Source organism: Parapedobacter sp. (assembly GCF_035556095.1).
Taxonomy (GTDB): domain Bacteria; phylum Bacteroidota; class Bacteroidia; order Sphingobacteriales; family Sphingobacteriaceae; genus Parapedobacter.
On sequence record NZ_DATMFT010000021.1, the window covers coordinates 596,840 to 623,017 of the forward strand.

The 26,178-nt window shown below is 50.4% G+C and carries 21 protein-coding genes; 5 read left to right on the forward strand and 16 right to left on the reverse strand.

The annotated features are described in order from the left end of the window. Positions 1-90: 90 nt before the first annotated feature. A complete protein-coding gene (guaB, locus tag VNQ80_RS13015; RefSeq protein ID WP_325639266.1) occupies positions 91-1,566 on the forward strand; it encodes an IMP dehydrogenase in 1,476 nt (491 codons plus the stop codon). Positions 1,567-1,571: 5 nt separating this feature from the next. Here guaB and lat read toward each other — a convergent pair whose 3' ends face one another. Then, on the reverse strand, positions 1,572-2,909 hold the full coding sequence (gene lat, locus VNQ80_RS13020; protein WP_325639268.1) for an L-lysine 6-transaminase: 1,338 nt from the start codon (positions 2,907-2,909) through the stop codon (positions 1,572-1,574). Between the two features lie 89 nt (positions 2,910-2,998). Next, complete coding sequence (locus VNQ80_RS13025; RefSeq protein ID WP_325639270.1) at positions 2,999-3,898, reverse strand: 1-aminocyclopropane-1-carboxylate deaminase/D-cysteine desulfhydrase; 900 nt, start codon at positions 3,896-3,898, stop codon at positions 2,999-3,001. 60 nt (positions 3,899-3,958) lie between these two features. Between VNQ80_RS13025 and VNQ80_RS13030 the strand changes: the two genes are divergently transcribed. Both VNQ80_RS13030 and VNQ80_RS13035 read left to right on the forward strand, forming a co-directional pair. Further along, a complete protein-coding gene (locus VNQ80_RS13030; RefSeq protein WP_325639272.1) occupies positions 3,959-4,996 on the forward strand; it encodes an RluA family pseudouridine synthase in 1,038 nt (345 codons plus the stop codon). A gap of 61 nt (positions 4,997-5,057) precedes the next feature. Continuing rightward, a complete protein-coding gene (locus VNQ80_RS13035) occupies positions 5,058-5,906 on the forward strand; it encodes an aminotransferase class IV (RefSeq protein ID WP_325639274.1) in 849 nt (282 codons plus the stop codon). On the opposite strand, the gene VNQ80_RS13040 is transcribed toward VNQ80_RS13035, so the two are convergent. Together VNQ80_RS13040 and VNQ80_RS13045 are read right to left on the reverse strand one after the other, a co-directional pair. Continuing rightward, positions 5,896-7,188: a DUF5103 domain-containing protein gene (locus VNQ80_RS13040; protein ID WP_325639276.1), complete on the reverse strand. Its 1,293-nt coding sequence runs from the start codon at positions 7,186-7,188 to the stop codon at positions 5,896-5,898. The two genes, VNQ80_RS13035 and VNQ80_RS13040, sit on opposite strands and share 11 nt — an antisense overlap. A 25-nt stretch (positions 7,189-7,213) precedes the next feature. Next, on the reverse strand, positions 7,214-9,133 hold the full coding sequence (locus VNQ80_RS13045; protein ID WP_325639278.1) for an ABC-F family ATP-binding cassette domain-containing protein: 1,920 nt from the start codon (positions 9,131-9,133) through the stop codon (positions 7,214-7,216). 42 nt (positions 9,134-9,175) lie between these two features. On the opposite strand from VNQ80_RS13045, the gene VNQ80_RS13050 reads away from it, so the two are divergent. Next, positions 9,176-10,204, forward strand: coding sequence for a quinone-dependent dihydroorotate dehydrogenase (locus VNQ80_RS13050; protein WP_325639280.1), 1,029 nt, complete (start codon positions 9,176-9,178; stop codon positions 10,202-10,204). Positions 10,205-10,282: 78 nt separating this feature from the next. Here the strand turns inward: VNQ80_RS13050 and VNQ80_RS13055 are convergent, their stop codons facing one another. From VNQ80_RS13055 to gyrA, 3 genes are read right to left on the reverse strand one after another with little or no spacing between them, the layout of a single operon-like run. Then, entirely contained in the window at positions 10,283-11,455 is a 1,173-nt protein-coding gene (locus tag VNQ80_RS13055; RefSeq protein WP_325639282.1) for a tetratricopeptide repeat protein, read from the reverse strand. 4 nt (positions 11,456-11,459) lie between these two features. Beyond that, a complete protein-coding gene (locus VNQ80_RS13060) occupies positions 11,460-12,596 on the reverse strand; it encodes a hypothetical protein (RefSeq protein ID WP_325639284.1) in 1,137 nt (378 codons plus the stop codon). Further along, positions 12,568-15,144 (reverse strand): DNA gyrase subunit A, encoded by a 2,577-nt coding sequence (gene gyrA / locus VNQ80_RS13065; protein ID WP_325639286.1) that lies wholly within the window; start codon positions 15,142-15,144, stop codon positions 12,568-12,570. The genes VNQ80_RS13060 and gyrA overlap by 29 nt, the downstream gene beginning before the upstream one ends. 197 nt (positions 15,145-15,341) lie before the next feature. On the opposite strand from gyrA, the gene VNQ80_RS13070 reads away from it, so the two are divergent. Then, positions 15,342-16,676 (forward strand): mechanosensitive ion channel family protein, encoded by a 1,335-nt coding sequence (locus tag VNQ80_RS13070; protein WP_325639288.1) that lies wholly within the window; start codon positions 15,342-15,344, stop codon positions 16,674-16,676. An 11-nt stretch (positions 16,677-16,687) separates the two neighbouring features. On the opposite strand, the gene VNQ80_RS13075 is transcribed toward VNQ80_RS13070, so the two are convergent. The 9 genes from VNQ80_RS13075 to proC all read right to left on the reverse strand — a co-directional run bounded on the left by VNQ80_RS13075 (position 16,688) and on the right by proC (position 26,045). Continuing rightward, entirely contained in the window at positions 16,688-17,098 is a 411-nt protein-coding gene (locus VNQ80_RS13075; protein ID WP_325639290.1) for a hypothetical protein, read from the reverse strand. Between the two features lie 124 nt (positions 17,099-17,222). Then, a complete protein-coding gene (locus VNQ80_RS13080) occupies positions 17,223-18,503 on the reverse strand; it encodes an MFS transporter (protein WP_325639292.1) in 1,281 nt (426 codons plus the stop codon). A 72-nt stretch (positions 18,504-18,575) separates the two neighbouring features. Then, positions 18,576-19,313 carry a hypothetical protein gene (locus tag VNQ80_RS13085; protein ID WP_325639294.1) on the reverse strand — a complete coding sequence of 246 codons (738 nt, stop codon included), beginning with the start codon at positions 19,311-19,313 and terminating at the stop codon, positions 18,576-18,578. An 11-nt stretch (positions 19,314-19,324) separates the two neighbouring features. Then, positions 19,325-20,047, reverse strand: coding sequence for a hypothetical protein (locus tag VNQ80_RS13090; RefSeq protein WP_325639296.1), 723 nt, complete (start codon positions 20,045-20,047; stop codon positions 19,325-19,327). A 103-nt stretch (positions 20,048-20,150) separates the two neighbouring features. Next, a complete protein-coding gene (locus tag VNQ80_RS13095; protein ID WP_325639298.1) occupies positions 20,151-21,329 on the reverse strand; it encodes a glycosyl hydrolase family 28-related protein in 1,179 nt (392 codons plus the stop codon). A 537-nt stretch (positions 21,330-21,866) separates the two neighbouring features. Continuing rightward, a complete protein-coding gene (locus tag VNQ80_RS13100) occupies positions 21,867-23,126 on the reverse strand; it encodes a PepSY-associated TM helix domain-containing protein (RefSeq protein ID WP_325639300.1) in 1,260 nt (419 codons plus the stop codon). 89 nt (positions 23,127-23,215) lie between these two features. Continuing rightward, positions 23,216-24,412: a glutamate-5-semialdehyde dehydrogenase gene (locus VNQ80_RS13105; RefSeq protein WP_325639302.1), complete on the reverse strand. Its 1,197-nt coding sequence runs from the start codon at positions 24,410-24,412 to the stop codon at positions 23,216-23,218. A gap of 12 nt (positions 24,413-24,424) precedes the next feature. Next, the gene (proB, locus tag VNQ80_RS13110; protein ID WP_325639304.1) at positions 24,425-25,204 is read right to left on the reverse strand and encodes a glutamate 5-kinase; all 780 of its coding nucleotides are present in this window, start codon (positions 25,202-25,204) and stop codon (positions 24,425-24,427) included. A gap of 10 nt (positions 25,205-25,214) precedes the next feature. Then, entirely contained in the window at positions 25,215-26,045 is an 831-nt protein-coding gene (gene proC / locus VNQ80_RS13115) for a pyrroline-5-carboxylate reductase (RefSeq protein ID WP_325639306.1), read from the reverse strand. Positions 26,046-26,178: the final 133 nt, after the last annotated feature.

Genomic DNA, 26,178 nt, shown 5'->3' on the forward strand with positions numbered 1-26,178 from the left:
GTTCGGAATACAGCCGTTCTTTTTACTTGTAGAAGACATAAAAAATAAGTAAATTTGCCCGGCAAATAATAACCCCAACAGATATTTGCCATGCAATTAGATCCCGAAAAATTCGTAGCTGAAGGCCTCACCTACGACGATGTGCTGTTAATTCCTGCCTATTCCGAAGTGTTGCCCCGCGAGGTGGATACATCCACTTACCTGACCCGCAATACGCGGCTGAATATACCACTAGTCTCTGCTGCGATGGATACTGTGACCGGTGCTGACTTGGCCATTGCCATTGCGCAGGCCGGTGGATTGGGGATGCTGCACAAAAACATGACGATTGCAGACCAAGCGGCAGAAGTACGCAAAGTGAAGCGGTCGGAAAGCGGCATGATCCAGGATCCGGTGACACTCAACGAGGCGGCAACGGTTGGGGATGCCTTCCAGATCATGAAGGACCACCGAATCGGGGGCATCCCGATCATCAATGGCGAGGGTAAACTAGTGGGTATCGTAACCAACCGCGACCTCCGCTTTCAGAAAGACATGAAGCGTCCAATCACCGAGATGATGACCAAGGAGGGATTGGTTGTGGCGCCGATAGGCACTGATTTACTCAAAGCCGAAAACATCTTGCAAAACTATAAAATCGAGAAGTTGCCGGTTGTAGACGACCATAATGTCCTCGTAGGGCTGATCACATTCAAGGATATCCAGAAATACCGCCACTTTCCTAATGCAGCCAAAGATAGCCATGGCAGACTGCTTGTAGGGGCGGCTGTTGGTGTTACCGGCGACACCATGGAGCGTGTGGCAGCCTTGGTAAAGGCAGGCGTGGATGTCGTGACGATAGATACGGCCCATGGGCATTCTAAAGGGGTAATCGAGAAGCTTAAGGAGGTAAAGGCTGCATTTCCCGACCTCGAAGTTATCGTGGGGAATATCGCTACGGCCGAGGCGGCTACCGCATTGGCGGACGCCGGGGCCGACGCTGTAAAGGTGGGTATCGGGCCGGGTTCCATCTGTACTACGCGCATCATCGCAGGCGTTGGTGTTCCCCAGCTTTATGCGGTATATGAAGTGGCACGTGCACTTCGCGACCGGGGGGTCCCCGTTATTGCCGATGGTGGTATCAAGCAAACCGGCGATATTGCCAAAGCGATTGCTGCCGGCGCGGATACGGTGATGGCGGGGTCACTCTTTGCCGGTGTGGAAGAGGCTCCCGGTGAGACCATCATTTATGAAGGACGTAAATTTAAATCCTATCGTGGTATGGGCTCGGTAGAAGCCATGGAGAAAGGGTCGAAAGACCGTTATTTCCAGGATGTCGAGGACGACATCAAGAAACTAGTGCCCGAAGGCATCGTGGGGCGTGTCGCTTACAAAGGTACACTGGCCGAAGTGGTGTACCAATATGTAGGTGGACTACGTGCCAGTATGGGCTATTGCGGTGCGCCTACGATAAAAGCGTTGCAGGGAGCCCGCTTCGTCAAAATCACCGGGGCGGGGCTTCGGGAAAGTCACCCACACAACATCACCATCACGAAGGAAGCCCCGAATTACCACAGTAGGCCGTAGCTGTGTCAGCCGATCTCGCTCATGAGGCGGTGGACGGCACGGATTCCCTGATCTATGGCGGCCGGCTCGATGATGAGCGCGGGTCTAAACCGAATGGAACGGTCACCGCAACCGAGAAAAAGGACGCCGTTTGCCAAACCTTTTTCGAGAAAGGTATTTCGGGCTGCGGTATTGGGCAAGTCGAAGGCGCAAAGCAACCCGCTGCCTCGAACATTGGATATTGCCGGGTAGTGGGCCGCCAGATCGTGTAAATGCGCTTGCAAATGCGTGCCGGTAGTCTCTACCTGCGCAAGTAATTGGTCTTCCTCGATAATTTCAAGGATTTTGGTGGCACGCACCATATCCACCAGGCTGCCACCCCACGTGGAGTTAATCCGCGACGGCACACGGAACACATTGGTGTCGATTTCATCAACCCGCGTGCCAGCCAAAATGCCGCATACTTGCATTTTCTTTCCGAAAGCGATGATATCCGGGCGTGCCCGTTCACCGAAATGTTCGTGGCACCAAAATTTGCCGGTAAGGCCCACACCGGTCTGCACTTCGTCATACACAAGCAGTGCTTCGTTTTCGTCGGCCAAGATGCGCAACTGTTCCATGAACTCCCGGCGGAAATGGTTGTCGCCGCCCTCGGCCTGGATGGGCTCTATGATGATGGCACATATGTCATCCTTGTGGTCTGCAAATGCCTGTTTTAATTCATGGGTTGCCTGTCGCTCACGGTTAAGGGTTACGGCCAGGCTATCGGCAGTATCGGGGAACGCCCGCATCGGACTGCTTATGCGGGGCCAGTCGAACTTAGCAAACCACTTCGTCTTATTGGGATGGGTGTTGGTAAGGCTCAACGTATAGCCCGAGCGCCCGTGGAATGCGTGTTCAAAGTGGAGTACCTTAGTGCCTTTTTCACGGTTGTACCCCTTAAGGAAGTTCTTCTGAACCTTCCAGTCCATTGCTACCTTCAGCGCATTCTCCACGGCTAGCGCCCCACCTGAAACAAAAAAGGCATGGGGCAGGTAATCGGGCACTGCTATCCTCCCAAAAGTCTTTACGAACTGGGCATACTCTACGGTATATACATCCGAATTGGAGGGATTGGTCACCGCTGCACGAAGGAGGCTGTTGGTAAAAGCCGTATCATTCACCATTTTCGGATGGTTATATCCGAGCGGGACAGACGCGAAACAGGTGAAGAAATCGAGGAGCTCGCGTTGGTACTTTGAATCGTAGATGGTGACACCTTGGCTGCGCTCCATGTCGAAGGTCATGTCATACCCGTCGGCAAGAATGTAGTTGGCTAAGGTGTGTTGGACTTCCCCCGGTGTTACAGCGATTTGATACATCATAACATGGATGGTTATGCCCAAACTTAGACAAAGTCGCTTTAAAAAGCAACTTTATTCACCGAGACGTCGGCTTTCACAGGCGCTTTTTTTCATGGGAACTGCTCGTGAAGGCCGAGAATACCCGTTAATCCGCCCGTGTGGATAACTAATATCCGAGCCCCCTCGCGGAAATAATCGCGTTTAGCAAGGTCAAACACACCGTACAGTAGTTTACCGGTGTAAACCGGCTCAATGAGAATACCCGTTTGTGCCGTAAATTCCTTGATGAACGTATGAAGTACAGGTGTTGTTTTTGCGTACCCGCCGAAATGGTAGTCGGTATGGCTGGTCAGCCCGTCTAGCTGCATCTCGGGGTATAGGGCACGGATTGCATCGGGAATAAAATTCCCACCAGCCAATACGGTAACTCCATGCAGCCGGGTATCGAGCCCTCGACTTATGCAACCGTGGTACAACCCCGCAAGCGTGGTGCCCGTGCCGCAGGCGCAGAAAATATGGTCGTAAGTATGCGGCAGCTCATCAATGATTTCGGCACATCCCCGCGCACCGTCAACGCTGTAACCACCTTCGTCTATGAAATACGCTCGCTGGTCGGTTGCCGTGTATTGCTCATATAGCCGGGGCTTATCCCGATAAGCCGTCCGGTCTACAAACCGCAATGCCATGCCGTATATTTTGCATAGCGAGAGGTTGGGGTTGGATACGGCTTCCCCACGCACAAACCCCGTCGTTTTAAAGCCGAATGTCGCCCCAGCGCATGCCGTAGCCAGCAGATGGTTGGACCACGCGCCACCAAACGTTACCAGGTGTGTTTTTCCGGCATGGCGTGCCGCCTGCAGTACATATTTGAGTTTACGCCATTTATTGCCAGAAATGAAGGGGTGTATCTTGTCGTCGCGCTTGATGTGCACCGTGAGCGACCTATCGCTGAACAGGGAGAAATCAAGCGATTCTATCGGACTGTGGATATCGAACGGTACCATGGGCATGGGGCAAACTTAGGTAAAAAAGCTGCAGGTACGGGTTGCTTTTTTTTTTATGTTTGCGCCATGGCAGACAATGTAGCATTGGAGGAGTCGGACGAGCAGGATCTGTATGAACATCTGCGCATTGTGGTAGACAAAGGGCAGGCCTTGTTGCGGATCGATAAGTTCTTAATGAACCGGGTAGAAAACGCCTCGCGTAACCGTATTCAGCACGCCATTACCGCTGGTACGGTATTGGTCAACGGACAACCCATCAAGGCCAGTTATAAAATAAAGCCTTTAGACACCATTTCGGTGGTTTTGCCGCACCCGCCGCGAGATACGGAAATTTACCCTGAGAATATCCCGCTGGATATCCCCTATGAAGACGATGATTTGCTCATCGTCAACAAACCGGCGGGCATGGTGGTCCATCCCGGATACAATAACTATACAGGCACGCTGGTCAACGCGTTAGCTTATCATTTCTCCAGTTTGCCGGAGTTGCCTGGAAATGATGGCCGCCCAGGGCTGGTGCATCGTATTGACAAAGATACGAGCGGTTTGTTGGTTGTCGGTAAGAATGAATGGGCGTTGACCTATTTGGCCAAGCAATTTTTCGATCACAGTATATCGCGAAAGTACATTGCGTTGGTGTGGGGTGATATTGCCGAAGAGGGGACCATCACGGGTTATATCGGCCGGAGCGCGAAAGACCGGAAAGTAATGGCCGTGTATGACGACGAGGAGAAAGGGAAATGGTCGGTGACCCACTACCGCGTTTTAGAGCGGCTCGGGTATGTCACACTCATCGAGTGCCAGCTGGAAACTGGCCGTACCCATCAAATCCGAGCGCACTTGCAATCTGTGGGGCATCCGCTATTCAACGATGCGGTGTATGGGGGAGACCGGATACTGAAAGGTACCGTATTCAGCAAGTATAAGCAGTTCGTTGAGAATTGCTTTGCCCTATTGCCGCGGCAAGCGCTCCACGCCCAGAGCTTAGGCTTCATGCATCCTACCACCCGCGAACCCATGGCTTTTCATACACCATTGCCGGATGACTTCCGGTTATGCTTGGAAAAATGGCGCGGCTACGTGTCTCATCAGGAACCAGGATAAGCGGCATAAGAGTTGCACTGTGGAAACCGAAACTTGTTTTAATACGTAATAAATTGAGTGAATGCCGGTACATTTTATAGATTTTAACACCAATTTCGTGCCCGAACAGGAAGCTGTGCTTACCGCTGACAACAGGGCTTTTCGGTATGGCGATGGATTATTCGAAACGATGCGTTGGATGGATGGCGACATCCGCTTTTTGCAGCACCACGTCGCACGGCTCCAGGAGGGGATGAGCATGCTTAAGCTGGAGCGGCCGGAACTCTCCGATTCAGCGTTCATCCGTTCCCGTGCGGCGGAACTCATCAAACGCAACGGCCTGGAAAACCAACATGTGCGGGTACGGCTCCAGGTTTATCGCGGTGGTGGCGGCTTATATAGCCCACAGCATAACCACGCCTGCTACATTATGGAAGTTTCCAAGCTCGACCCGGACGAGGTGAAACACCGGAAAATCGGGTTAATTGTAGATGTCTATAGTGATTTTAAGAAGCCCTACAGCGAACTTTCAAAACTGAAATCCTCCAATGCCCTGGTATATGTCATGGCCGGGTTGTACCGCACCAAGAATGGCTTGGATGATGTGCTGCTGTTAAACCAGGAAGGATTCCTTTGTGAATCGCTTAGTTCTAACGTATTTATTTGGTACGACAAGAAACTGTATACGCCGGCTATCAGCGAGGGGTGTATCGATGGGGTAATGCGTAAGGTGGTCATCGACTTAGCGGTGGACAGTGGGATGGAGGTCATCGAGGCGCAGATAAGCCCCCATATTTTAAGAGAAGCGGATGAGATTTTCCATACCAACGCCATACATGGGGTTCAGTGGGTGATGGGATATAAACAGAAACGTTATTTTAATCGCGTTTCCCGTATGCTACAGGAGCGGTTGGCCTTGGTTAATTGCTGATCTCCACAAAGCCGACTAACTCATCCCACGTTGTTCCCGGTCGCCGGTTATAAAGCAGGATTTGGTACGTATTATTCGTTTCGAAGTGGTTTCCGTCGGAAAATGATACGTCTACCGTGCCAGCTGCGTCGACATGCACGTATGCGTAGTCATACAACCCCTGTTTAAGTAACAAGGTACATTGCCATGTTTTCGTTTTAACGTCGTATGTCATTTTATTAGATTCGTCGCGGACGTAATTATTGAAAGCACCCAACACATAAACAGCGCCATCGGTGGTCGCCTCGTCTACCAGCGAAAACGTAACCCACACGTAGTCCGATTCCGTATCGGCATCGGCTTTATCTTGATTTCGCACGAAAAATTTTCCATTTTCATCGAACGTAGACGCATAGACTGCTTCCCGGTAGTTTTCGTCGGTAACGAGAACGGCATGGGCGGCACTGTCGAGCCGGATGTTAGCCACTTGTCCGGAAGCCAAACGCAGGCTGCGTAGGTCGAAATAGCGAAATTCATTTCCACCACCGAAATCAAACGTCTTGTTGTCGTTATAGGTTAATTGATTGTCGTTCACGAAGTGAGGCGTGGTAAGCCATTGCTGCACGTCGGGACGCTGGTTTTGCATCGCGAGGATACGGATGTCTTGGTACGGGTTGTTAACAGTGAGCCCGGCGGTATTAACTGTGAGGTTTATTTTCTGGTTGCTGTGCCGCTTAGTTACTGCTACCGACGGAACGAGCTGGGGCGAAATGGTCATCAGCGGGGCCAACACGTAGAACCGCCTCGAGATGATAAGACGGCGCTTATCGGCATCCTCGTATACACTTAGTAGGTAGTTGCCCGCTAATTTGGGTTTAATGTTGCTGGTTGGAAAATCCACCCGGTAATGCGTATACGGTTGCAGCGTATTCACGGACGGCGCATAATCCGTAATACGCTCTTCGTTGAACCCATCGGCATATTCCAACGGTGAGAGCCGGCTGGGCTTCCAATCGGCATCGCAATGAACCATGCTGAAATAATAGTTGCGAACATCACCGCGCAAGTCATCAAATGCAAGCATCAGTTGGTCATTGCTGTGCAACTCGATTACCGGTAGTGCATTTTCCTGGTCGACCGGATAAAACTGTACGGATTTGATGGTTGGCAGGTAGCTGATGTTGTCATAAACCAGCTCTTGTTGCGGAGTCCGTTCACGATTGACCCGTTTCTTTTTCTGCTTTTGCGCCATCACGGTTAAACAGGCAAAAAGCATCACCGCGACGGTCAGCCATATTTTCATATAATTGTCAACTATCAACTATCAATTATAAACTATCCATTGCCATAATTTCTTCGGCCAATCGTTCCCATCGTGCTTGGCTTTCTGCCAATTCGGTTTTCAGCGCGTCGTAGTGCCTTGAAGCTTCCCCCAATTTCGTTGGGTCTGCATACGTGTGTTCCTCAGCCATCAGCAATTCGGTTGCTTTAACCGTTTCCTCCAATTGCGCAATATGCTGCTCAACCGTTTCCAGTTCCTTATGGAGTTTTTTTGTGTCCCGTTCTTTGGGTATTTCTTTTTTTACCGGAGCCTGTTTTGCTACTGTTTTTGCCGATTTCGAGTCGTTTGTTTTTGAAGTGGATGTCGTCGCCCGTTTAGCCTGCCATTCCTCATATTCTTGATAGGTGCCCGGATATTCTTTTATTTTCCGATCTTCGATATACCAAATCTTGTTGGCCACATTGTCCAACAGGTAGCGGTCGTGGGAGACGACCACAAATGTACCTTCAAACTGCTTAAGGGCCTGGATGAGGATATTCACCGACTGGATATCCAAGTGATTTGTAGGCTCATCAAGGACCAGGAAATTCGCATCAGCGGTAAGTGCCTTTGCCAACGCTACTCGCGATTTTTCACCACCAGAGAGCACCCGTATTTTTTTGAATGCATCGTCGCCCGTAAAGAGAAAGCACCCCAGAATAGCCCGCAGTTCCGTTTCCGTATGTTTAGGTGCAAACAACTGCAATTCCTGTAGTATTTCGTTATCGAGGTGCAGCGCCTCCAGTTGGTGCTGGGCAAAAAATGTCTGGCTTACGTTGTGGCCCGATTCCGCTGTGCCTGTAAAATCCCGATCGGCATTGGCCACGATGCGCAGCAGCGTAGACTTTCCTTTACCGTTGGCACCGATAAGTGCTATTTTGTCACCTTTTTCAATGATGGCATCTGCCCCTTCGAGAATCGGGATACCGGGGTACGATTTGGTGATATTTTCGAGCCGTACCACGTGCCGGCCCGATTGCTTGCTGAATTTGAAGCGAAAGTTCACACTGGGGTTAAAGTCGTCCACATCGGCGACTTTTTCCATACGCTCCAGCGCTTTGATGCGAGACTGTACCATCTTCGCTTTGCTTGCCTTGGCACGGAACCGCTCAATAAGCCGTTCTTCCTGTTTAATTTTCGCTTGTTGGTTTTTGTATTGATTTCCTTGTATTTCCTCGCGCAGGGCTTTTTCTTCCAGGTAAAATGAATAATTCCCGGCATATTGGATGAGTTTTCCGCGTTTGGACTCGACAATGGTATTCACCACCCGGTCAAGGAAATACCGGTCATGCGAAACGATAACAATCGCTCCTTCAAACGCCTGGAGGTAACCTTCCAGCCATTTGATGGAAGGAAGGTCAAGGTGGTTGGTAGGCTCGTCAAGCAGTAGGATGTCGGGTGCCTGCAGTAATATCCGGGCGAGCATGACGCGCATTCGCCAACCACCGGAAAACTCGGATAATGTACGTTGCTGATCGGCATCGCTAAAGCCCAGTCCGGCGAGGATTTCGTGGGCCCGGTATTCGATATTGTAGCCATCCAGTGCTTCAAACTCGGTCTGCTTGTCGCTTAGCTTTTGGATGATGTCATCGGAATAATCCGTTTCCATCTTTTTGAGCAATTGCTCGATTTCGGTAAGCAGTTGGTTCTGGCGCTCAAACGCTTCCATGGCTACGTGCAAGATACTCTTGCCCGATTGGTAAGAAAGCAGGTCCTGGTTGAGGTACCCGATTTTAATATCCTTAGCCATCGATATCGTACCGGAGGTGGCCGCGTATTCGCCAACGATCAATTTCAATAAGGTGGTTTTTCCAGTCCCATTGGCCCCGATTAGGCCGGTTTTGTCGCCCGGCTTGATATGCCAGTTGGCGTCGTCGTACAGTCCACGCGCACCTATTTCAAACGTGAGGTTATTTATAGCAATCATTCCGAGTGCAAAAGTACGTTTTTTTCAGGTACCTTTGCGCCTATGTATAAACTGGTAAAGCCGCTGCTGTTTTCGATGGACCCCGAAACTGCCCACCATACCGTATCGGGCGGTTTACGGTCGTTTTGCAAATTGATCGGTGGTAAGCGTTTGCTGCGGGCCGCTTATGGCTACGAGCATCCGAGCCTTGAGCGCAAAGTATTTGGTCTAACGTTCAGAAATCCAATCGGTTTGGCTGCTGGATTTGACAAGAATGCCGAGTATGTGGAAGAAATGGCCGCATTGGGCTTCGGCTTTATAGAGATTGGTACGGTAACTCCGCGGCCACAACCTGGCAACGAACGTCCGCGGTTATTTCGTCTTGTTGATGACCAAGCGCTGATTAATCGGATGGGTTTTAATAACCAAGGCGTAGATGTAGCCGCGACGCGGCTAAGCCAACTGAAAGATAGGCGGAACCTCATCATCGGAGGGAATATCGGTAAGAATAAGCTGACACCCAATGAGGAGGCTGTAAGCGATTATATCAAGTGCTTCGACGCATTGTTTGATGTGGTGGATTATTTCGTGGTCAACGTGAGTTCGCCCAATACACCAGGTCTTCGCGCTTTGCAGGAAAAGCAGCCACTTATGCACCTATTGGATACCTTGCAGCAACGCAACCGTAAGGGCGATGTATCCCGGCCAATCCTATTGAAGATTGCACCAGACCTTACCGACGCTCAGCTGGATGACATTATAGATATTGTTCGTGAAACCGGAATTGCGGGCGTAATCGCTACCAACACCACGATAGACCGCGAAGGGCTTCGGAGCGGCGAGCATCTTCGTTCCGAAGGTGGGGGACTGAGTGGAAGGCCACTAGCCAAGCGTGCTACGGAGGTAATCCGATACCTTGCGTCGAAATCGGGGAATGCATTTCCCATTATTGGGGTAGGGGGGATACATACGCCAGACGACGCCGTCGAAAAGCTCGCCGCGGGCGCGACGCTGGTGCAATTGTATACGGGTTTCATTTATCAGGGGCCCGCGTTGGTCAAACGTATTTGTAAAAAGTTAGCCATTGGCTAGCGAAAAGCAGCCATAAAAAAGCCCTCCGGCAATCGAGGCCGGAGGGCTTTTTTATGTGTAGGCTTGTCTACAAATCCCCTATTGCAACGCGTCTATCCGGGCTTGTAGCTCCGCGATTTTATCTTTATCTTCTTTGATTTCGTAATATTTCTTCAGGTTGGTCAACGCCAGATAGGATGAACCGTCCAATTCGACAGCTTTATTTAAATATGGCAATGCCGAATCAAAAATGTCGTACGCCTTCTTGATTTCTGCCTCATATTCGGTTTGGGGAAGGCTCGCGTTATTGGTGGTGTTGAAGTGGTCGATCCCCTTATTCAAGATTAAGCCGCCGAGGTTGATGTTGGCGTCGAGGTAATTCGGATTGAGTTCGAGTGCTTTCCGGTAGGAAGCTTCTGCCTTTTCAATATTGTTCGTTTCGCTGTAGGCGATACCGAGATAATAATGCAGGTTTTCGTTTTCGGGGTCCTTTTCCACCTGTGAACTGATGGTATTGATAATTTTCTCGTCATTTCCCGCCATCAGGTTCAACTCGATATTCTGCGTGGCCAATTCACCATCTTCGGGGTATTTGCTCGTACCCAATTCTGCATATTTGATGGCATTGGTCGTGTCGCCCTGCATGAGGTATAGGCGGGAGACGTCCAGTATGATTTGCTTATTGTTTGAGAAGCTGTCCACTGGAATGAGTTCCACATACTTTGCCAATGCCTTTTCGTAGTCTTGCGAATTGATAGCAGCCAAGCCTGAATAATACAACAAGGTGGTGTCATTGGGTAAATACTTCAAGCCCTGGTCAAATGCATTGTACGCCCCCTCAAAGTCTTGGTTGTCCCACGCTGCTACACCTTTGTTCATCTCATATTGTGCGACGATTGAATTGAGGACGTTTATATTTTGCTCATGCTCCTTTCCCTCGTCGAGACTGATCGCTTTTTCGCGCGCTTGGATAGCAGTTTGCATATAGCCTTCCTGAGCGTCGGTCGAATCGAGCACTGCGAGGTCGGCATTCACCAGGGCGTAGTACGTCCAAGTTTCGGCTAAATCTTTCGTTTTCTCATGCTCGATAGCTTTGTCCAACGCTTCTTTTGCGGCCGTCAAATCTGCGGCGCCCAAAGCTGAGTTCCCAATGGATTTGACCTCGTTGAATTTGTTGTAACTGGCTTTCGCCTTCCTTAAATTACTTGTTTGCGAGAAGGCGGCCGATGAGGTAAGTACCAGCATGCCTAATAAAATCGATTTCACTTTCATGATTCTAGTTTATTGTGAGTTGATTTAATATGTTATTTACTCGTTCCTGTTGGATGACATCGCCCGACTGTTTATATAGCACCGCGAGCGACTTCAGCGTATTCACTTCGGAGGGTTGGATCTGGTTGGCTTTCAACAGATACTCCTGTGCTTTGCTTTGTACTTCCGTATCGTTGGGATTAGCGATGTATTCTTTTAAATAAAGTAGTCCCAATTCTAAATTTCCCTCAAAATTATTGGCGTCGAGGTTGATTACTTTTCCGTAATATTTTTTAGCCGCATCATTGTTCCCTTCCATTTCGTTGGCAAAACCAGCAATATAGTTCAGTCCCACGTTCTCCGGTTCATGTGCGATGGCCTCGTCTGCCAATGGCACTATGGCAGCGTAAGCTTCGTTGGTCATGTACGTATTGATCAGTGTAAAGAGGATTTCCTTACTTTCTGGAAATTGTTGCCGCCCGGTGAGCAATGTGTTGAGCATTTCCCGGCTGTCTCCCTGTTGTTGGTACAACCTAGACAGTTCAAGGATGTAGCTGGGAGACGACGTTTCTGTCTGCGCGGTAAATGCCTTGTACCTATTGATGGCATCTTCCACATTCCCTATTTTGGAACTCAAAATAGCGAGGTTGTGTTTCACGTCGATGGTTTTTCCGCTAATCGAGTCGACCAAGCGGTATTGGTGAAATGCCTCTTCGTAGTTGGCGCCGGCAACCGCACGATTCGCTTTGATGAGATAAGCATTGGCCAAAGAACGCCGTACATAATCAATCTGTGGCTCATCTTCGAAGCCAACTGATTTATTTGTCAGCCGTTTCAATGCCGCTAACGCGATATTATTGGGGTCTGCCGGGTAATTCTGCGTGCGATTGGAATCGACCACCGCCAAGGTACTGTATACGAGTCCGCGAAGGAGGATATTCCTGTAATTCGTGGAATCCCGTTTCGTTTTAAACGCTTCGTCGGCAAACTTCCGTGCAGCCTCCAGCTGCTTGAAGTCTTTAGATTGCATGTAACGTGCAAAGCTATTGTTCCCCTCTTTAAGGTTAGATTGGGCAAGCACGGGCGATACACTGACCGCCAACAGCATTGCAACAGCTGTTACAGCCCTCACGCTATTCTTCGTCCGAAGGTGACGATTCATCCGTTGTTGTGTTGTTGTTTTCACCGCTATTTTCACTGTTTTCCTGGTTTTCTCCTTCTTCAATTAACTCCTCGTCTTCATGTTCCACTTTGGTTATCGAGGCAATTTCATCATCGCCTTTGAGGCTGATGAGTCGAACCCCTTGCGTGGCCCTTCCCATTACGCGCAACTCGCTGGCCGCAATCCGGATGACGATACCGGATTTGTTGATAATCATCAAGTCGTCGTTGTCGGTTACATCTTTGATGGCCACCAACTTACCTGTCTTGTCGGTAATATTGATGGTCTTCACACCTTTTCCGCCACGGTTGGTTACCCGATAATCTTCAATATCCGTTCGTTTGCCGTAACCTTTTTCGGAAACGACCAGTACGGTTGTATCGTAATTATTAACACTAATCATGCCAACTACCTCGTCTTCCGGACCGGTAAGGGTAATACCGCGTACGCCTGTAGCCGTACGTCCCATCGGGCGTACCGTAGATTCGTTGAACCGGATTGCCCTTCCCGACTTCAGTGCCATCACAATCTCGCTATTTCCATCGGTGAGGCATGCCTCCAGCAACTGATCGCCCTCATTGATGTTGATGGCATTGATACCATTGGCCCGTGGCCGGGAGTAAGCCTCCAGCGAGGTCTTCTTAATGGTGCCGCGTTTGGTACACATGATGATGAAATTGTTCTCAAGGTATTCTTGGTCCTTGAGGTTCTTCACTTTGATGTACGCTTTGATTTTTTCTTCTTTCGGGATGTTGATGATGTTCTGTATCGCCCGGCCGCGCGACGTGCGTGTTCCTTCTGGAATTTCGAATGCCCGTAGCCAGAAGCAGCGTCCGGCTTCGGTAAAGAACAGCATGTAGTTGTGGGCCGAGGCGGTGATGATGTGTTCGGTAAAATCTTCCTCGCGGGTGTTGCTGCCTTTCGCGCCCTTTCCACCGCGGCCCTGCCGTCTGTACTCGGTTAGCGGCGTGCGTTTCACATAGCTTTCATGCGAGATGGTGATCACAATTTCTTCATCTTCGATGAAGTCTTCCATGCGCATATCCTCGGCCGAATGTACAATGGTCGATCTGCGCTCATCGCCGTATTTCTCTCTAACTTCACGCAGTTCGTCCTTAATGATGCCCATGCGGAGCCCTTCATCTGCGAGTACCGATTTCAAGTATTCGATGGTTTTCATCAATTCGGCGTATTCCTCTTTGATCTTGTCGCGTTCCAGTCCGGTAAGGCGGCGCAGGGTCATATCGAGGATGGCACGTGCCTGGATGTCGGATAGGCCGAACTTTTCCATTAAGCCCACGCGGGCGTCCTCTGGCGTCGCTGACGCTCGAATAAGTGCAATTACCTCGTCGAGGTGATCTAGCGCAATGAGTAGTCCTTCAAGGATATGTGCACGCTTTTCCGCTTCCGCGAGTTCGAATTTCGTACGGCGCACCACCACTTCGTGCCTGTGTTCCACAAAATGGTAAATCATGTCCTTCAGGTTCAGCATCATGGGGCGGCCATGAACCAAGGCGATGTTGTTTACACTGAATGAGGTCTGTAAGGCTGTATGTTTGTATAGGTTGTTGAGGATGATGGATGCATTTCCATCGCGTTTGATGTCGTATACAATCCGCATCCCGTGCCGATCGGATTCGTCGCGGATTTCAGCAATTCCCTCAATCTTCTTTTCATTGACCAGGTCGGCTGTCCGCTTAATCATGTCCGATTTGTTCACCTGGTAAGGGATTTCGGTAACGATGATCTGTTCGCGGCCGCTTTTTGTGGTTTCGATTTCCGCTTTGGCACGCATTACGATGCGGCCACGGCCGGTATGGAAAGCCTCCTGCACGCCGGCATATCCGTAAATGATACCCCCTGTGGGGAAATCGGGTGCCTTTACGTGCTGCATCAACTCACTGATTTCGATATCGCGGTTGTCGATGTAAGCGATGATGCCGTCTACCACTTCCGAAAGGTTGTGGGGGGCCATATTGGTGGCCATACCTACAGCGATTCCCGAGGCGCCGTTTACCAGCAGGTTGGGAATACGCGTTGGGAGTACCGTAGGCTCTTCGATGGAATCGTCGAAGTTGAGTTGGTAATCGATGGTGTCCTTATTAATATCGGAAAGCAACTCTTCGGCAATTTTCTTCAACCGCGCTTCGGTATACCGCATGGCCGCTGGGGGGTCGCCATCTACCGAACCGTAGTTGCCCTGGCCATCAACCAGTGGATACCGTAAGCTCCATTCTTGGGCCATGCGCACCATGGTATCGTAAACCGAAGAATCGCCATGGGGGTGATATTTACCAAGAACGTCGCCCACAATACGGGCAGATTTTTTATAGGGTTTTCCGGAGGTCACACCCAGGTCGAGCATGCCATACAGCACGCGGCGGTGTACAGGCTTCAAGCCATCCCGCACGTCGGGCAATGCACGTGATACAATAACAGACATCGAGTAATCGATGTATGCCGATTTCATTTGGTCTTCGATGTTGATGGGGATGATCCGGTCGTTCGCCGGAACGTGGTTGTTGCCGTTTTCTGTTTCTTCAGCCATTATATGTTTACCAATCTTAAATCAAAAGGCACAGCAAGAACATGCACTACATGCTTGTTGCGCATGCGAAATTACGAAAATTTTAGGTCATTCTACAATGTTTTTTGGTGCCGCCAGTGCGGTTTTGTTATTCGTCGAGAAACCTTAACTTTGTGGCCCGTTACTTCTTCTTTTTTTACCGTTCAATCAGTTAATTTATGGAAATACCTACGATTACAAGCTCGTCAAACTTTATTTATCAATGGACCTACAATACGCTCATCAGTTGGGGCGTACCCGCCGCTCAAGCAGACATCGTCAACCTTTTTGTTTTACTGGGGCTACTCGTTGTCGTATTGAGCATCGTTTATTATGTTCTCCGTAAATTCCTAGTAAGTACGCTGGCTGTTTTTGCCAAACGGTCAAAAACAAAATTTGATGACCACCTCGTGCGCAACCGGGCAATGGCACAGCTGGCGCGACTGGTGCCGCTCCTGATTTCCATCCAGTTCATCCCGGTCATTTTTTCAGCTTTTCCAGATTGGATTTCGCCTGTGCGAAAGTTCTTTGATATGGTTCTGGTCATTGTATGGGTATTATTATTCAGGGCACTGTTCCGGTCTGTCCGCGATCACCTGCGCACCAAGAAAGGGTTTGAAGACAAGCCGCTTGACAGCTACCTCCAGGTCATCAATATCTTTATGTTCTTTGTGGCTGGTATCATCATATTTTCGATGTTGACCGGCCAGTCACCTTGGGCTTTTCTGGGCGCCTTGGGTGCGGCGTCGGCCATCCTCCTACTGGTCTTCAAAGACACCATCATGGGTTTCGTAGCCAGCATACAAGTGTCTACTAACGATATGGTACGTGTGGGCGACTGGATCGAGATGCCGAAGTACAATGCCGATGGCGATGTGCTAGAAATCAACCTCAATACCGTAAAGGTTAGGAACTGGGATAAGACCATCACCACCGTGCCCACGCATTACCTCGTTACGGACTCGTTCAAGAACTGGCGCGGTATGCATGAAAGTGGTGGGCGTCGTATCAAGCGTTCGGTGAGCATTAAAATATCCACGATACGTTATCTGGAAAAGGAGGAGATCGAGCACCTCAAGAAGATACAATTATTGAAGCCGTTCATCGAGGAACGGCAAAAAGAAATCGAGCAATACAATGCGGAAAGCGGAGCCGACCCGACCATGCCGGTAAACGGGCGGAAGATGACGAACGCTGGGCTTTACCGGCAGTACATTACGTTGTATACCGCGCAACATCCATTGATCCATAAAGGTTATACGATGGTTGTCCGCCAATTGCAACCTACGGAAACCGGATTGCCGATAGAGCTCTACATGTACACCTCCAATACCAAATGGGCGATCTACGAGAACGCGATGGCGGATATTTTCGACCATCTGCTTGCTTCTGTCAAGTTTTTCGGGCTAGAGGTTTTCGAGGCACCCGCTGCCGACGACGTTCGTAGCCTCGGGCTCTCATCGCCCAAGGGCGACAGCGATTCGCCCGTACCCATACGGCAGGGCAACGGGTAGGGGACCATCAATCAACGGATCCGGGCATCGTTGACTACGCGCATCGCCTCATCAACCATGGTTTTCGCTGCATCGCGCATTTTTGTGTTACCGTTAAAATCCGCGTCGAGCGTTACCTCCTTGCTTTTTTCCTTGTAATTGAACTGTAGGTAGAAGCGGGCGACGGGTTTGGTGCCGTCCGGTTCACCGCTGGTCATGTCGTCCGGCAGATTCCAGAAACCCAGTTGGGTTGCTTTGCCATGCAGGTGGTGCATGTCATCTTTGCGCAGCTTCACAGTATCTACCACAAGGGAGTCTTGTTTGTTGAGGAATCGGTAAAGCCCCGTTTCCGAATCAAATTGGTTGATCAGTTCGTCACCTTCACCGTATTTAAGCACAATCGATTCGAAATCAGCGAAACGGAACGGTGCTCTTTTGAACATTTGGCTGTAGTAATAAAAGCAATACAGTAAAAAGGGGATGATAATGCAAACACCAAGGAAAATTTTTTTGATACGGTCGCTCATGATCTCAATTCAATATCGGCGGCAAAAGTACGCAAAAAAATTAAGCCTTGATTTTATATCCTGCCATGGCATAATAAGCAATGAAAGCAAAGAGCGGAATGGGTACGAAAAAGCCTGCAGCCATGCCATATACGTCGGCAACATAACCCATTATGGGTGGAAACACGGCTCCGCCGCCCACCGCCATCACGAGAAAAGAAGCCCCTTGCTTGGTGTGGGTGCCTAAGCTGCGGATGGCTAAAGCGAATATGGTGGGAAACATGATAGACATGAAAAAGAAAACACCATACAACGACACGAATGAAACCCATCCGAGCTTTAACGATACAATCGGCAACAGCAAGCACACCACTAGTGCGTAGCACGCCAACAGGCGGGAAGGCTTGAAATACTTCATCAGCGCACTGCCCGAAAAGCGGCCCATCATGAACAGAAAGAAGCCCAGCGACAAGAAATAGGGCCCGTATTGCACATCGAAATTAGGGTGCATATCGTGGTCCGTTACGAAATTGATGAGGTAGCTGAATACCCCTGTTTGTGCCGCCACATAGCAAGCTTGGGCCGCAACACCCAGTTTAAAATGGTTATTTTTCCACAACGGTTTCTTCGAAATGAAGGCCGGATGCGAAGGATCCGAAATTTCCATGTCACCGCCCGGTGTCGGGGCCGTTCCGTGCGCGTGCATCAAATCCTCCTCATCGATTTTGGGCAGTTTTAGCCGGGAGAAAACAAAGGCAATGGCCAGCACGGCCAATCCGATGAGCGCGAAGGGCATCACAATGGAAATCATCTTTTCGCCTTCCACATGGCTGCGGTTGCCATAGATGGATAGCGCAATCAGCGGGCCTATCACCCACGCAAAGCCGTTGAATGATTGGGCGATATTGATTCGCCGTTCGGCGGATTCTGGAGGACCTAGCTTGGTGGTGTATGGATTAGCGCCGGTTTCCAACGTTGCCAAGCCTGCCCCGATTACGAGGAGACACAACAAAAAAAGCACAAACGATTGAAACGGCGCGGTGCCAGCTGCCAGCAATGCACCGACACCAAAAAGGCTCAACCCGAATATGATTCCCTTTTTGTAACCATATTTCTTGGTGAACAGGCCGGCGGGGATGGCCATGCAAAAGTAAGCTCCATACAGGGAAACCTGTATGAAGCTCGACTGCCATTTTTTCAAGTGTAGCAGTTCCTGAAAGTTCTTATCTAGTGTATCCAGCAAACCGTGTGCAATTCCCCAGGTGAGGAACAGTACACTGATTGCCATGAAAGGTGTGGTATAGTTTGCACCATCCTTGATAAAGATCGATTTTTTGCTCATAACTCGTTATTGGCCTTTCGTGAAAATAAATCGGCCTAAAATAGAGAAATCCGTTGGATTATGAGCAGAAAATCACTGAATTTGATTTACCCCGCGATGGCGCACCACACCGATGTAATAGGGAGTCGACTCACTGCCATCACCCGTAAGGAAGAAGGTCAGGTAGTCGCCGGGATCAAGTGCTACCCCCGTACGCCTGGCCAGTTGCACGCCATCCTCATCTTCTACGGTCAATACATGCGTGCCGGTAGCTGTTGTGGCAATAAACTCCTCGCCATCTTCGCCGGTTTCCGGTGTTTCGGTAGGCCGGTCGCGGAAAGCCGCAATCGGTTCGGCTGCTGCGATACGTAAGGTAACGCGGTGCGGTGTTTCGGCAAGGTTAAAAAAACGTACGCCGGCACTGGCCGCCGGATCTTCGATACCGCTGGGCAAACGATCATCCGTGACGAAATGCCGGGGGGCCGCCTCCGTACCGAAGATAAATGACGTATAGAACTTGTTTTCCTCCAGCGCGACGGTAGTGTCAACCAACTGCGCCAGTTCGTTGGATGAGATGATTTCCATCCTGCAATTTTCAGCACTGGGCACGGCGTAATAATCAATACCACGGTAACCTTGTCCTTGGCCCAACTGTTGGAGGCCACGGCCTACGTCCAATCGGTGCAGCACGGCTTGTGCTTCCAAAAAGGAATTAACCACCACCAGGCCCGACCGGACATCCGGTGCCGGGTCCTCGTCTTTGATACAGCTGGCGAATAAGATTATCCCCACCAACAGGGCTAATCGCGAAATGTAATCGGGTTTCATCATGTGTCATACAGTTAATTGACCCAGTGCCAAACCCTACCCACGTAAAACGTTGTTGGATCCCGCTCATCACCGGTTAGAAAAATACTGGTATAGCTACCTGGCGCTAAGTCAAGCGTACCCTCTCTGGTAGCTACTGTTTCGCCATCTTCGTCCACCACACTGATGGTATAGGTGCCTGTGGTTACCGGAATAAAGCCCTCACCCTCCTTACCGGTCTGTGGTGTTTCGGTAGGCCGGTCGCTAAAAGCGGCGATCGGCTCCATATCGCCAATATGTAGGGTCATGCGGCGGTCGGTGTTGGCCAGGTTATAAAACCGAACGCCGGCGATGGCGGCCGGGTCATCAGCACCTTCAGGTATCCGGTCTTCCGTAATGAAATGCCGCGGGTCGTTATGCGTGCCATAAACGATGGACGAATAATACACGCTATCCTGTATCGTAATGGCCGTATCCACGAGCCGATTATCGTCATATGTGGAGTAGATTTCCAACCGGCGGCTTTCTCCCGGGTACGCGTATACGGGTGGATTAGGTCCGAAGCTCCGGTATTGGAGTGGCTCCGGGCCGATTGCGGCATTGCGATCAATATAGCAATACACTGCTTGCGCTTCGACAAACGCGTTCACAAACGTTGTTCCACCCACCAGCTGGGGTTGTGGATCGCCCCTTAAACAACTCCCCAGCAGCAGCACACTGGCTGCCAAGGAAACGATTAAATTCAATTTCTTCATCATATCCTTCATTAACGTACGGAAGCTGGTGAATGCTACAGCACCTGCATTCTTTTACACAAACAACATTTAAAGAACGAAATGGTGTGCAGCTATTTGAAATTCATTAGAAAGACGGACGATGCTTTACATTCGTGCCGCCCAGCATGTTAAAGTAGGTATTGTCTGCACCTACGTTCGACTTCACAATGTGATAGTTCAATGAGCCATATAGTAAATTGGCAGGGTCTACCACAAAGTTGCTGTAGTTGAATGCCACGGGAACCTGGCCTGTATTGATCTCGATGCCGATCTGCTCGATTTTAAAAAAGGCCGCACCCAGCATATGGCGTGCAAATTCAACATCGAGGGCATTGACGATATTCTTGCAGTTTTGGGCATGTATGCGCCCAAACCAAGCGGCATGGTCCATTTTCGCGAACACAAACGCATTGTCACAATTCCAAACCGATAGGTTATTTCCATTGGCATGTTCCGAAAAAATGAACCCGTAGCGAAAAGCGCTTTTCACGTATGTATTTCGTAATTCCTGCTCCGGATTGCACCATAACCGTGGAGCGACCAGCCCGGCAGAATAGTGTCCATCGTCCGTTGGCGCGGTAAGGTCTACACTTCTCGTTGAGGAGTAGACTAACACGTTGTCGGTATAGAGCGTAGCCGCATGGGCCATATTTATGCCAGACAAGTACGGGTATTTTCCCTTCTCCGATTTGACCTGGAACGCCAGGTCTTGCAGCCTGACCACCGCTTGATTAAGTTTATATGTCCCGCCGCCAGATCCAGCAGCCAATAAGAAGGTAGGGGTCTCCGCTGGGTTTGTCAGTTTTTCTCCCAAGATGTCCGAGAAAAGTACCGTACCATTATCCCATACCTCCGCTTCGTCTTTCCCTGTGTGGTTGGCATACGCACTCGGCGTTACCACACAATTTTCGCCTGCTAACCTGATCATTACGTAGGTTCTTCCCGGCGTAGATTTTGGTTTGATGATGAGGTGCGCTTTTACTTCATATTTTTCCTGTATGGTGGCAAGCCTGTAATGTCCGTTTGGAAAATACAATGTTCCGCCGCCGTGGTCTATAAGATGGTCCAGAGCGTTCTGTATGGCTTGCGTGTCGTCCGTTTCGCCATCTCCCATAGCGCCGAAATCTTTGACGTTATAAGCGAGCAGCTCTTTTTTGGCCGTCTGTGATTTTACCTCTTGAGGTAACGAAAACGCTAGTGTACATACAATAAAGAAAGTAAAAAGAAGCGGTACATGTTTGTGTGGGAACAGGGAATGACTCATCGTGCTAGGCTTTTTATCCGTTTTTAGTTTTGCAGACGGCAAAAATATAAATAACAATACGATTACAAAGAATTGCTTCACCTACCTGGTCAACCGCAACCCACCACATCTGCGGAACCACCACGTACCGACCACGAGGTTGCGGCGTGTATTTGAAATGCCAGATTTAATTGAGAGTTAATTTTACTTTCAAGTTTGTTTTGAAGGTTTATGTCGCCTAGAATTTTAAGCGCTTAGAAGGGCGCTGAATGCCCTTATTTGGGAAATGGACTTTTTAACCCATCGAATTTTGCCCCTTTTTAACTAAAAATTGAACGAAGCGAGTTGCCAAACTCTCCGAAGTCTCTTTCCAAACTCTCCGAAGTCTCTTCCCAAAGTGACCCCAGTCAGTTTGAAACACGACTATTTTATAAATATTTATTGTTTGAGGTGATTTTATTTTCCTACAAATCAGAACTATTTTCGTGACCTACGGCGATGTTTGTTTGTTTTAATACATGAAAAGCATTGGTTGATAAGGTGTTGCTAAAATCCTCTTCACGCGATATCCGACAACACTGCCCGCTGCTTCTTCTGGCCACGCTTCGATGATTTCTTCTTCATTTTATTCAGCCAGATCATCGTGCCGGTGATCGGCAAGGACGTAGCGATGAGGCAGGCCAGGAAATACAGCAGTTTGGTAAACTGGCCGTATACATTGCCTATGTGCAGGGCCTTTATCGAGCCGGCAATGCGCTCGTTGAACGGCTTTTCCCGGAAAACCGTTACTTCTTCGATTTCCGCGGTGGCTGCATTCAGCTTTACCTCGTCGCTAGCGGCCGGAGCAAAAAAGCCGACCTTGTTTTTACGTATGGTCACAGGGCCGCTGCCGGATAGCGACACCATGTAGTCACCACGGTAAGGCAACACCTCATCGGTAGCGGCCAACAGCCGGTTGATGGGCAACATGGGGCGTATTTCTTCCGGCCTATCATTGCCTCCGCGCTGCGCATTATTGCCGCTACGGCCCCCGGTGGGAGCCTCGCGGTAGGTACCCAATGCTTTCTGTAACCCCTCGCGGTACCAAGGGAACGACCATTGGGGGCCGGTGATGCCCATAACGAAAAGGAGGATGAGCGAATAGAAGGCTAGCGTATTGTGCAGGTCATGGTTTACCCGCTTCCAACTGGCTTTCCATTTAACACGCAATCCTTGCCGCCATGTGCGCAGTTTTTGGGGAAACCAGATAACCAGGCCGGTAATAACGCCTAGCGTAAACAAGATGGTCGCCGTTCCTGATATGTAGCTGCCCAACGTGCGGTTGGGTAGCTCGCCGATGATCGGCTCCTCGATACGATCTAGAAGTAGCCAACGGTGCAGGCTGAACATATCGCGCATAAAAATGGCCACCCAGGTTTTCGACTGGTCTTCAGAGGTACCGCGCACCTCACCGTTGTAGGGATTAACATAGTAGGTGGTGCCAAACCGGCTTTGTTCCCCTTCTTTCCGCACAGTAAACCGATACGTACGTGCGGGATCTGCCGAAATATGGATGCCGTTCACGCTGCCGCCAGCTACCGCGGCCACTTCGGGCAGTAATTGCTCTACAGGAAGCCTTTCGCTACCGCGAGGTACGTCTACTTTGTGCAAATGCGATGCCGCCCACTCAGTCAGCTCGGTGTTGTAGGTGTAAACGGTACCGCTGAAGCACACCGCCACAACGACCAGTCCGCTGATTAATCCCATCCAAAGATGGATGTCGTTGAAAAATTTCCGCGTTTGCTGCCAGGGTGTCTTTTTACGATTGCGATCTTCCATTTCGGTTAGTAGTCTGTGGGCTTTGCGACAGCCATTTTTTCTGCGCGCAAAAGTACACAAAGAATAACGAGAAATGAAGTCTTTTTTGACTACCTCACCTGCCCGTCGCCGTAAACGTAGTATTTATTGGTAACCAGTTGCTCCAGCCCCAGCGGCCCGCGGTGGTGCAGTTTATCCGTGCTGATGGCCAGCTCGGCACCTACACCCATTGCTCCGCCATCGGTAAACCGCGTCGATGCGTTGTGGTACACCGCCGCGCTGTCTACTTGTTCCATAAACAGATCGGCCTTTTGCTTGTCGGTGGTGAGAATAACGGTCGAATGCCCGCCGCTGTACTGGTTGATTTTGCCGATAGCGGTTTCCAGCCCGTCAACCTGGCCGAAGCAGATTTTAGGCGCCAGGAATTCTTCGTACCAAACGGACTCATCTGCGATGGGCTCCGATTCGTTCAGCAATGGCAACAGCTGTTCGTCGGCCAGCAGCTGCATGGATTTGGCGCGCAGTGCATCCCCCAATTGCTTCAATTTCTCGGGCAGGCCGGGCGTTGCCTTATCCACTAATACCTTGTCCAGGGCATTACAGGCGCTGATCTTATCGGTTTTCGAATTGATCACAACGGGCAGTACCTTTGCCCAATCGGCATCGGCGGCGATGTAGGCGAAATTGTTGCCCCGTCCGCTCACCAGAACGGCGCACTGCGCGTGTTCTTTGACAAAGCGGATCAGCTGCTCGCCACCCCGGGGCACGATCAGGTCAACCGGCTGGGTTGGGTTCCGTAGGAACTCGCGCGTCGCTTCGCGGTCCAGCGTAATCAACTGGATCCAATCAGCACTGAGGTTATTCTCCGCGAGTGCCCGGTGCCAACAACCTACCAACACCCGGTTGGTATGCACGGCCTCTTTGCCGCCTTTGAGCAGGATCTTGTTATTGGCCTTAAAAGCCAACACGGCAGCTTCGATGGTTACATCGGGGCGCGATTCATAGATGATCAGAATGGTGCCGAACGGTGCCGTGCGGTTTTCGATGCGCAACCCGTTGTCGAGCACGCCCGACGATCGCACCTGGCCGATCGGGTCGGGCTGGTCTTTGACGGTCCGGATGGCTTGGATCATGCCATCCACCTTGGCGCTATCTACCACGAGACGGTCGTAAAGCGCCCGATCATCGCGATCAAACGCGTCGAGGTCCTGCTGGTTTGCTTTCAAAATCGCTTCGCGGCTATCATCGATGATGGTGATCATCGATGATAACACGTTGTTTTTCTGAGTTGTTGTCAATATTTCCATAAAAATCGTTGTTTAAAGGGTAATTTTTGTACCTGCTGTTTTACCGAAGACAATATCGGTAATGATATGGTCTTTTTTACCATTGGCGATAAAAGTAGGAATATTTCGCCGGGCGGTGTGCTTGGCGGCCTGGAGTTTGGATGCCATACCGCCACGCCCGCTTGCTTCCCCTTTGTCGGTCTGCTGGATGTATTGCTCCACCGGTTCGTCCACCCGGAGGTGGGGAATCAGTTCGCTGCCGGCATTGTCGGGATGCCCATTGTAGAGGCCGTCCGTGTCGGTGAGGAGAATCAGCATATCGGCATGGATCAACTCGGCGACCAAGCTGGCCAATTCGTCATTGTCGGTGAAGGTCGACATGGAGAGCGACACGGCGTCATCTTCGTTGGCAATGGGGATAACGCCCTCGGCCAACAGGCCTTCATAACAGTTGACCATATTGTCGCGGTGCTTGCCCAAATCGAAGTCGCGTTTGGTCGCTAACACCTGCGCGCAGCGCATGCCATGGTGATGAAACAGGTTATAGTAGTGCCGCATCATGCGCGGTTGCCCGATGGCCGAGAAGACCTGCCGCCGGGTGATTTTATCGGTCGCCTTCAATTGGTGGCCCATCACTTCCTTGCCCGCAATGACCGAGCCCGACGATACCAATACGGAATGGATGCCATGTTCGTAGAGGTAAGCGATTTGCTCTACCAATTTTGCCAGGATTTTTCCGGTGATGCGGTTGTCCTTGTTGGTAATGACATGGGTGCCAACTTTGATAACGACACGCTGTACAGGGGTGTCCATGGGAGTTCCATTAAGCATTGGCGACCTCCTTTCCTTTGGTTTGCTTGCCCAATTCTTCTGCACGGTGGAATGCCGCATAGGCAGCTTCCTGGATGAGCGCATTGACGTTGTTATCGTCCATCGAGTCCAATGCAGCACGGGTGGTGCCACCCTTGGAAGCGACCCTGGCCATCCAGTCTTCCGGACTAAGGGTGGATGTATTGAACAGCTCGACCGCCCCGGCAAACGTCTGTCCGACCAATAGCCGGGCATCGGCTTGGCTGAAGCCCATTTTCAACGCAGCATCCATCATGGCCTGCATGAAATAAAAGATATATGCGGGGCCGCTCCCGGATATGCCCGTAGAGGCATCGATTTCGGCTTCTGATGTTAAACCGATAGAGCGTCCGGTGGTGCCGAGGAGTTGTTCGATGGCGGCAAGTTCGAGCCGTGATACGTGGTCGGAGGCGGTAAACGAGGTCATTCCCAGACCTACCAATGCGGGCAGGTTGGGCATCGCCCGCACCACTTTTTTTGCGCCGACCCCCTGTTGGATGGTGTCGATGGTTACCCCGGCCATGATGGATACAATGAGTTGTCCGGCCGAAACCAGGGGCTTCATCTCGACCATCAGCGCGGGTGCATGCACCGGTTTAACGGCGACGAGCACCACGTCGGCTTTCGGTAAGCAGGTGGTCAGCCGGTCGTGGACATCGAAAAGCCCGCTAGCCCGTAGCTCCGCTTGCTTTTCCTCGCTCTGGTCGAGTATCATCAAACTTCCGGATGTTAAAAAATTGGACTTGGCGATCGCTTCTGCATACGTCATTCCCATGTTACCGCCGCCAATTACAAGTACGTTCATTTTTTGCTTTCTTTATTCGATTAAAATTTCAATTATCTACCCGCTATGCAACAACCTTCATGCAGGCGTGCCAAATGTTGCCATATTGCTAGTTTGCTTGCTAAGGAACCCTCCGGTGTAGTAACGGCGGTAG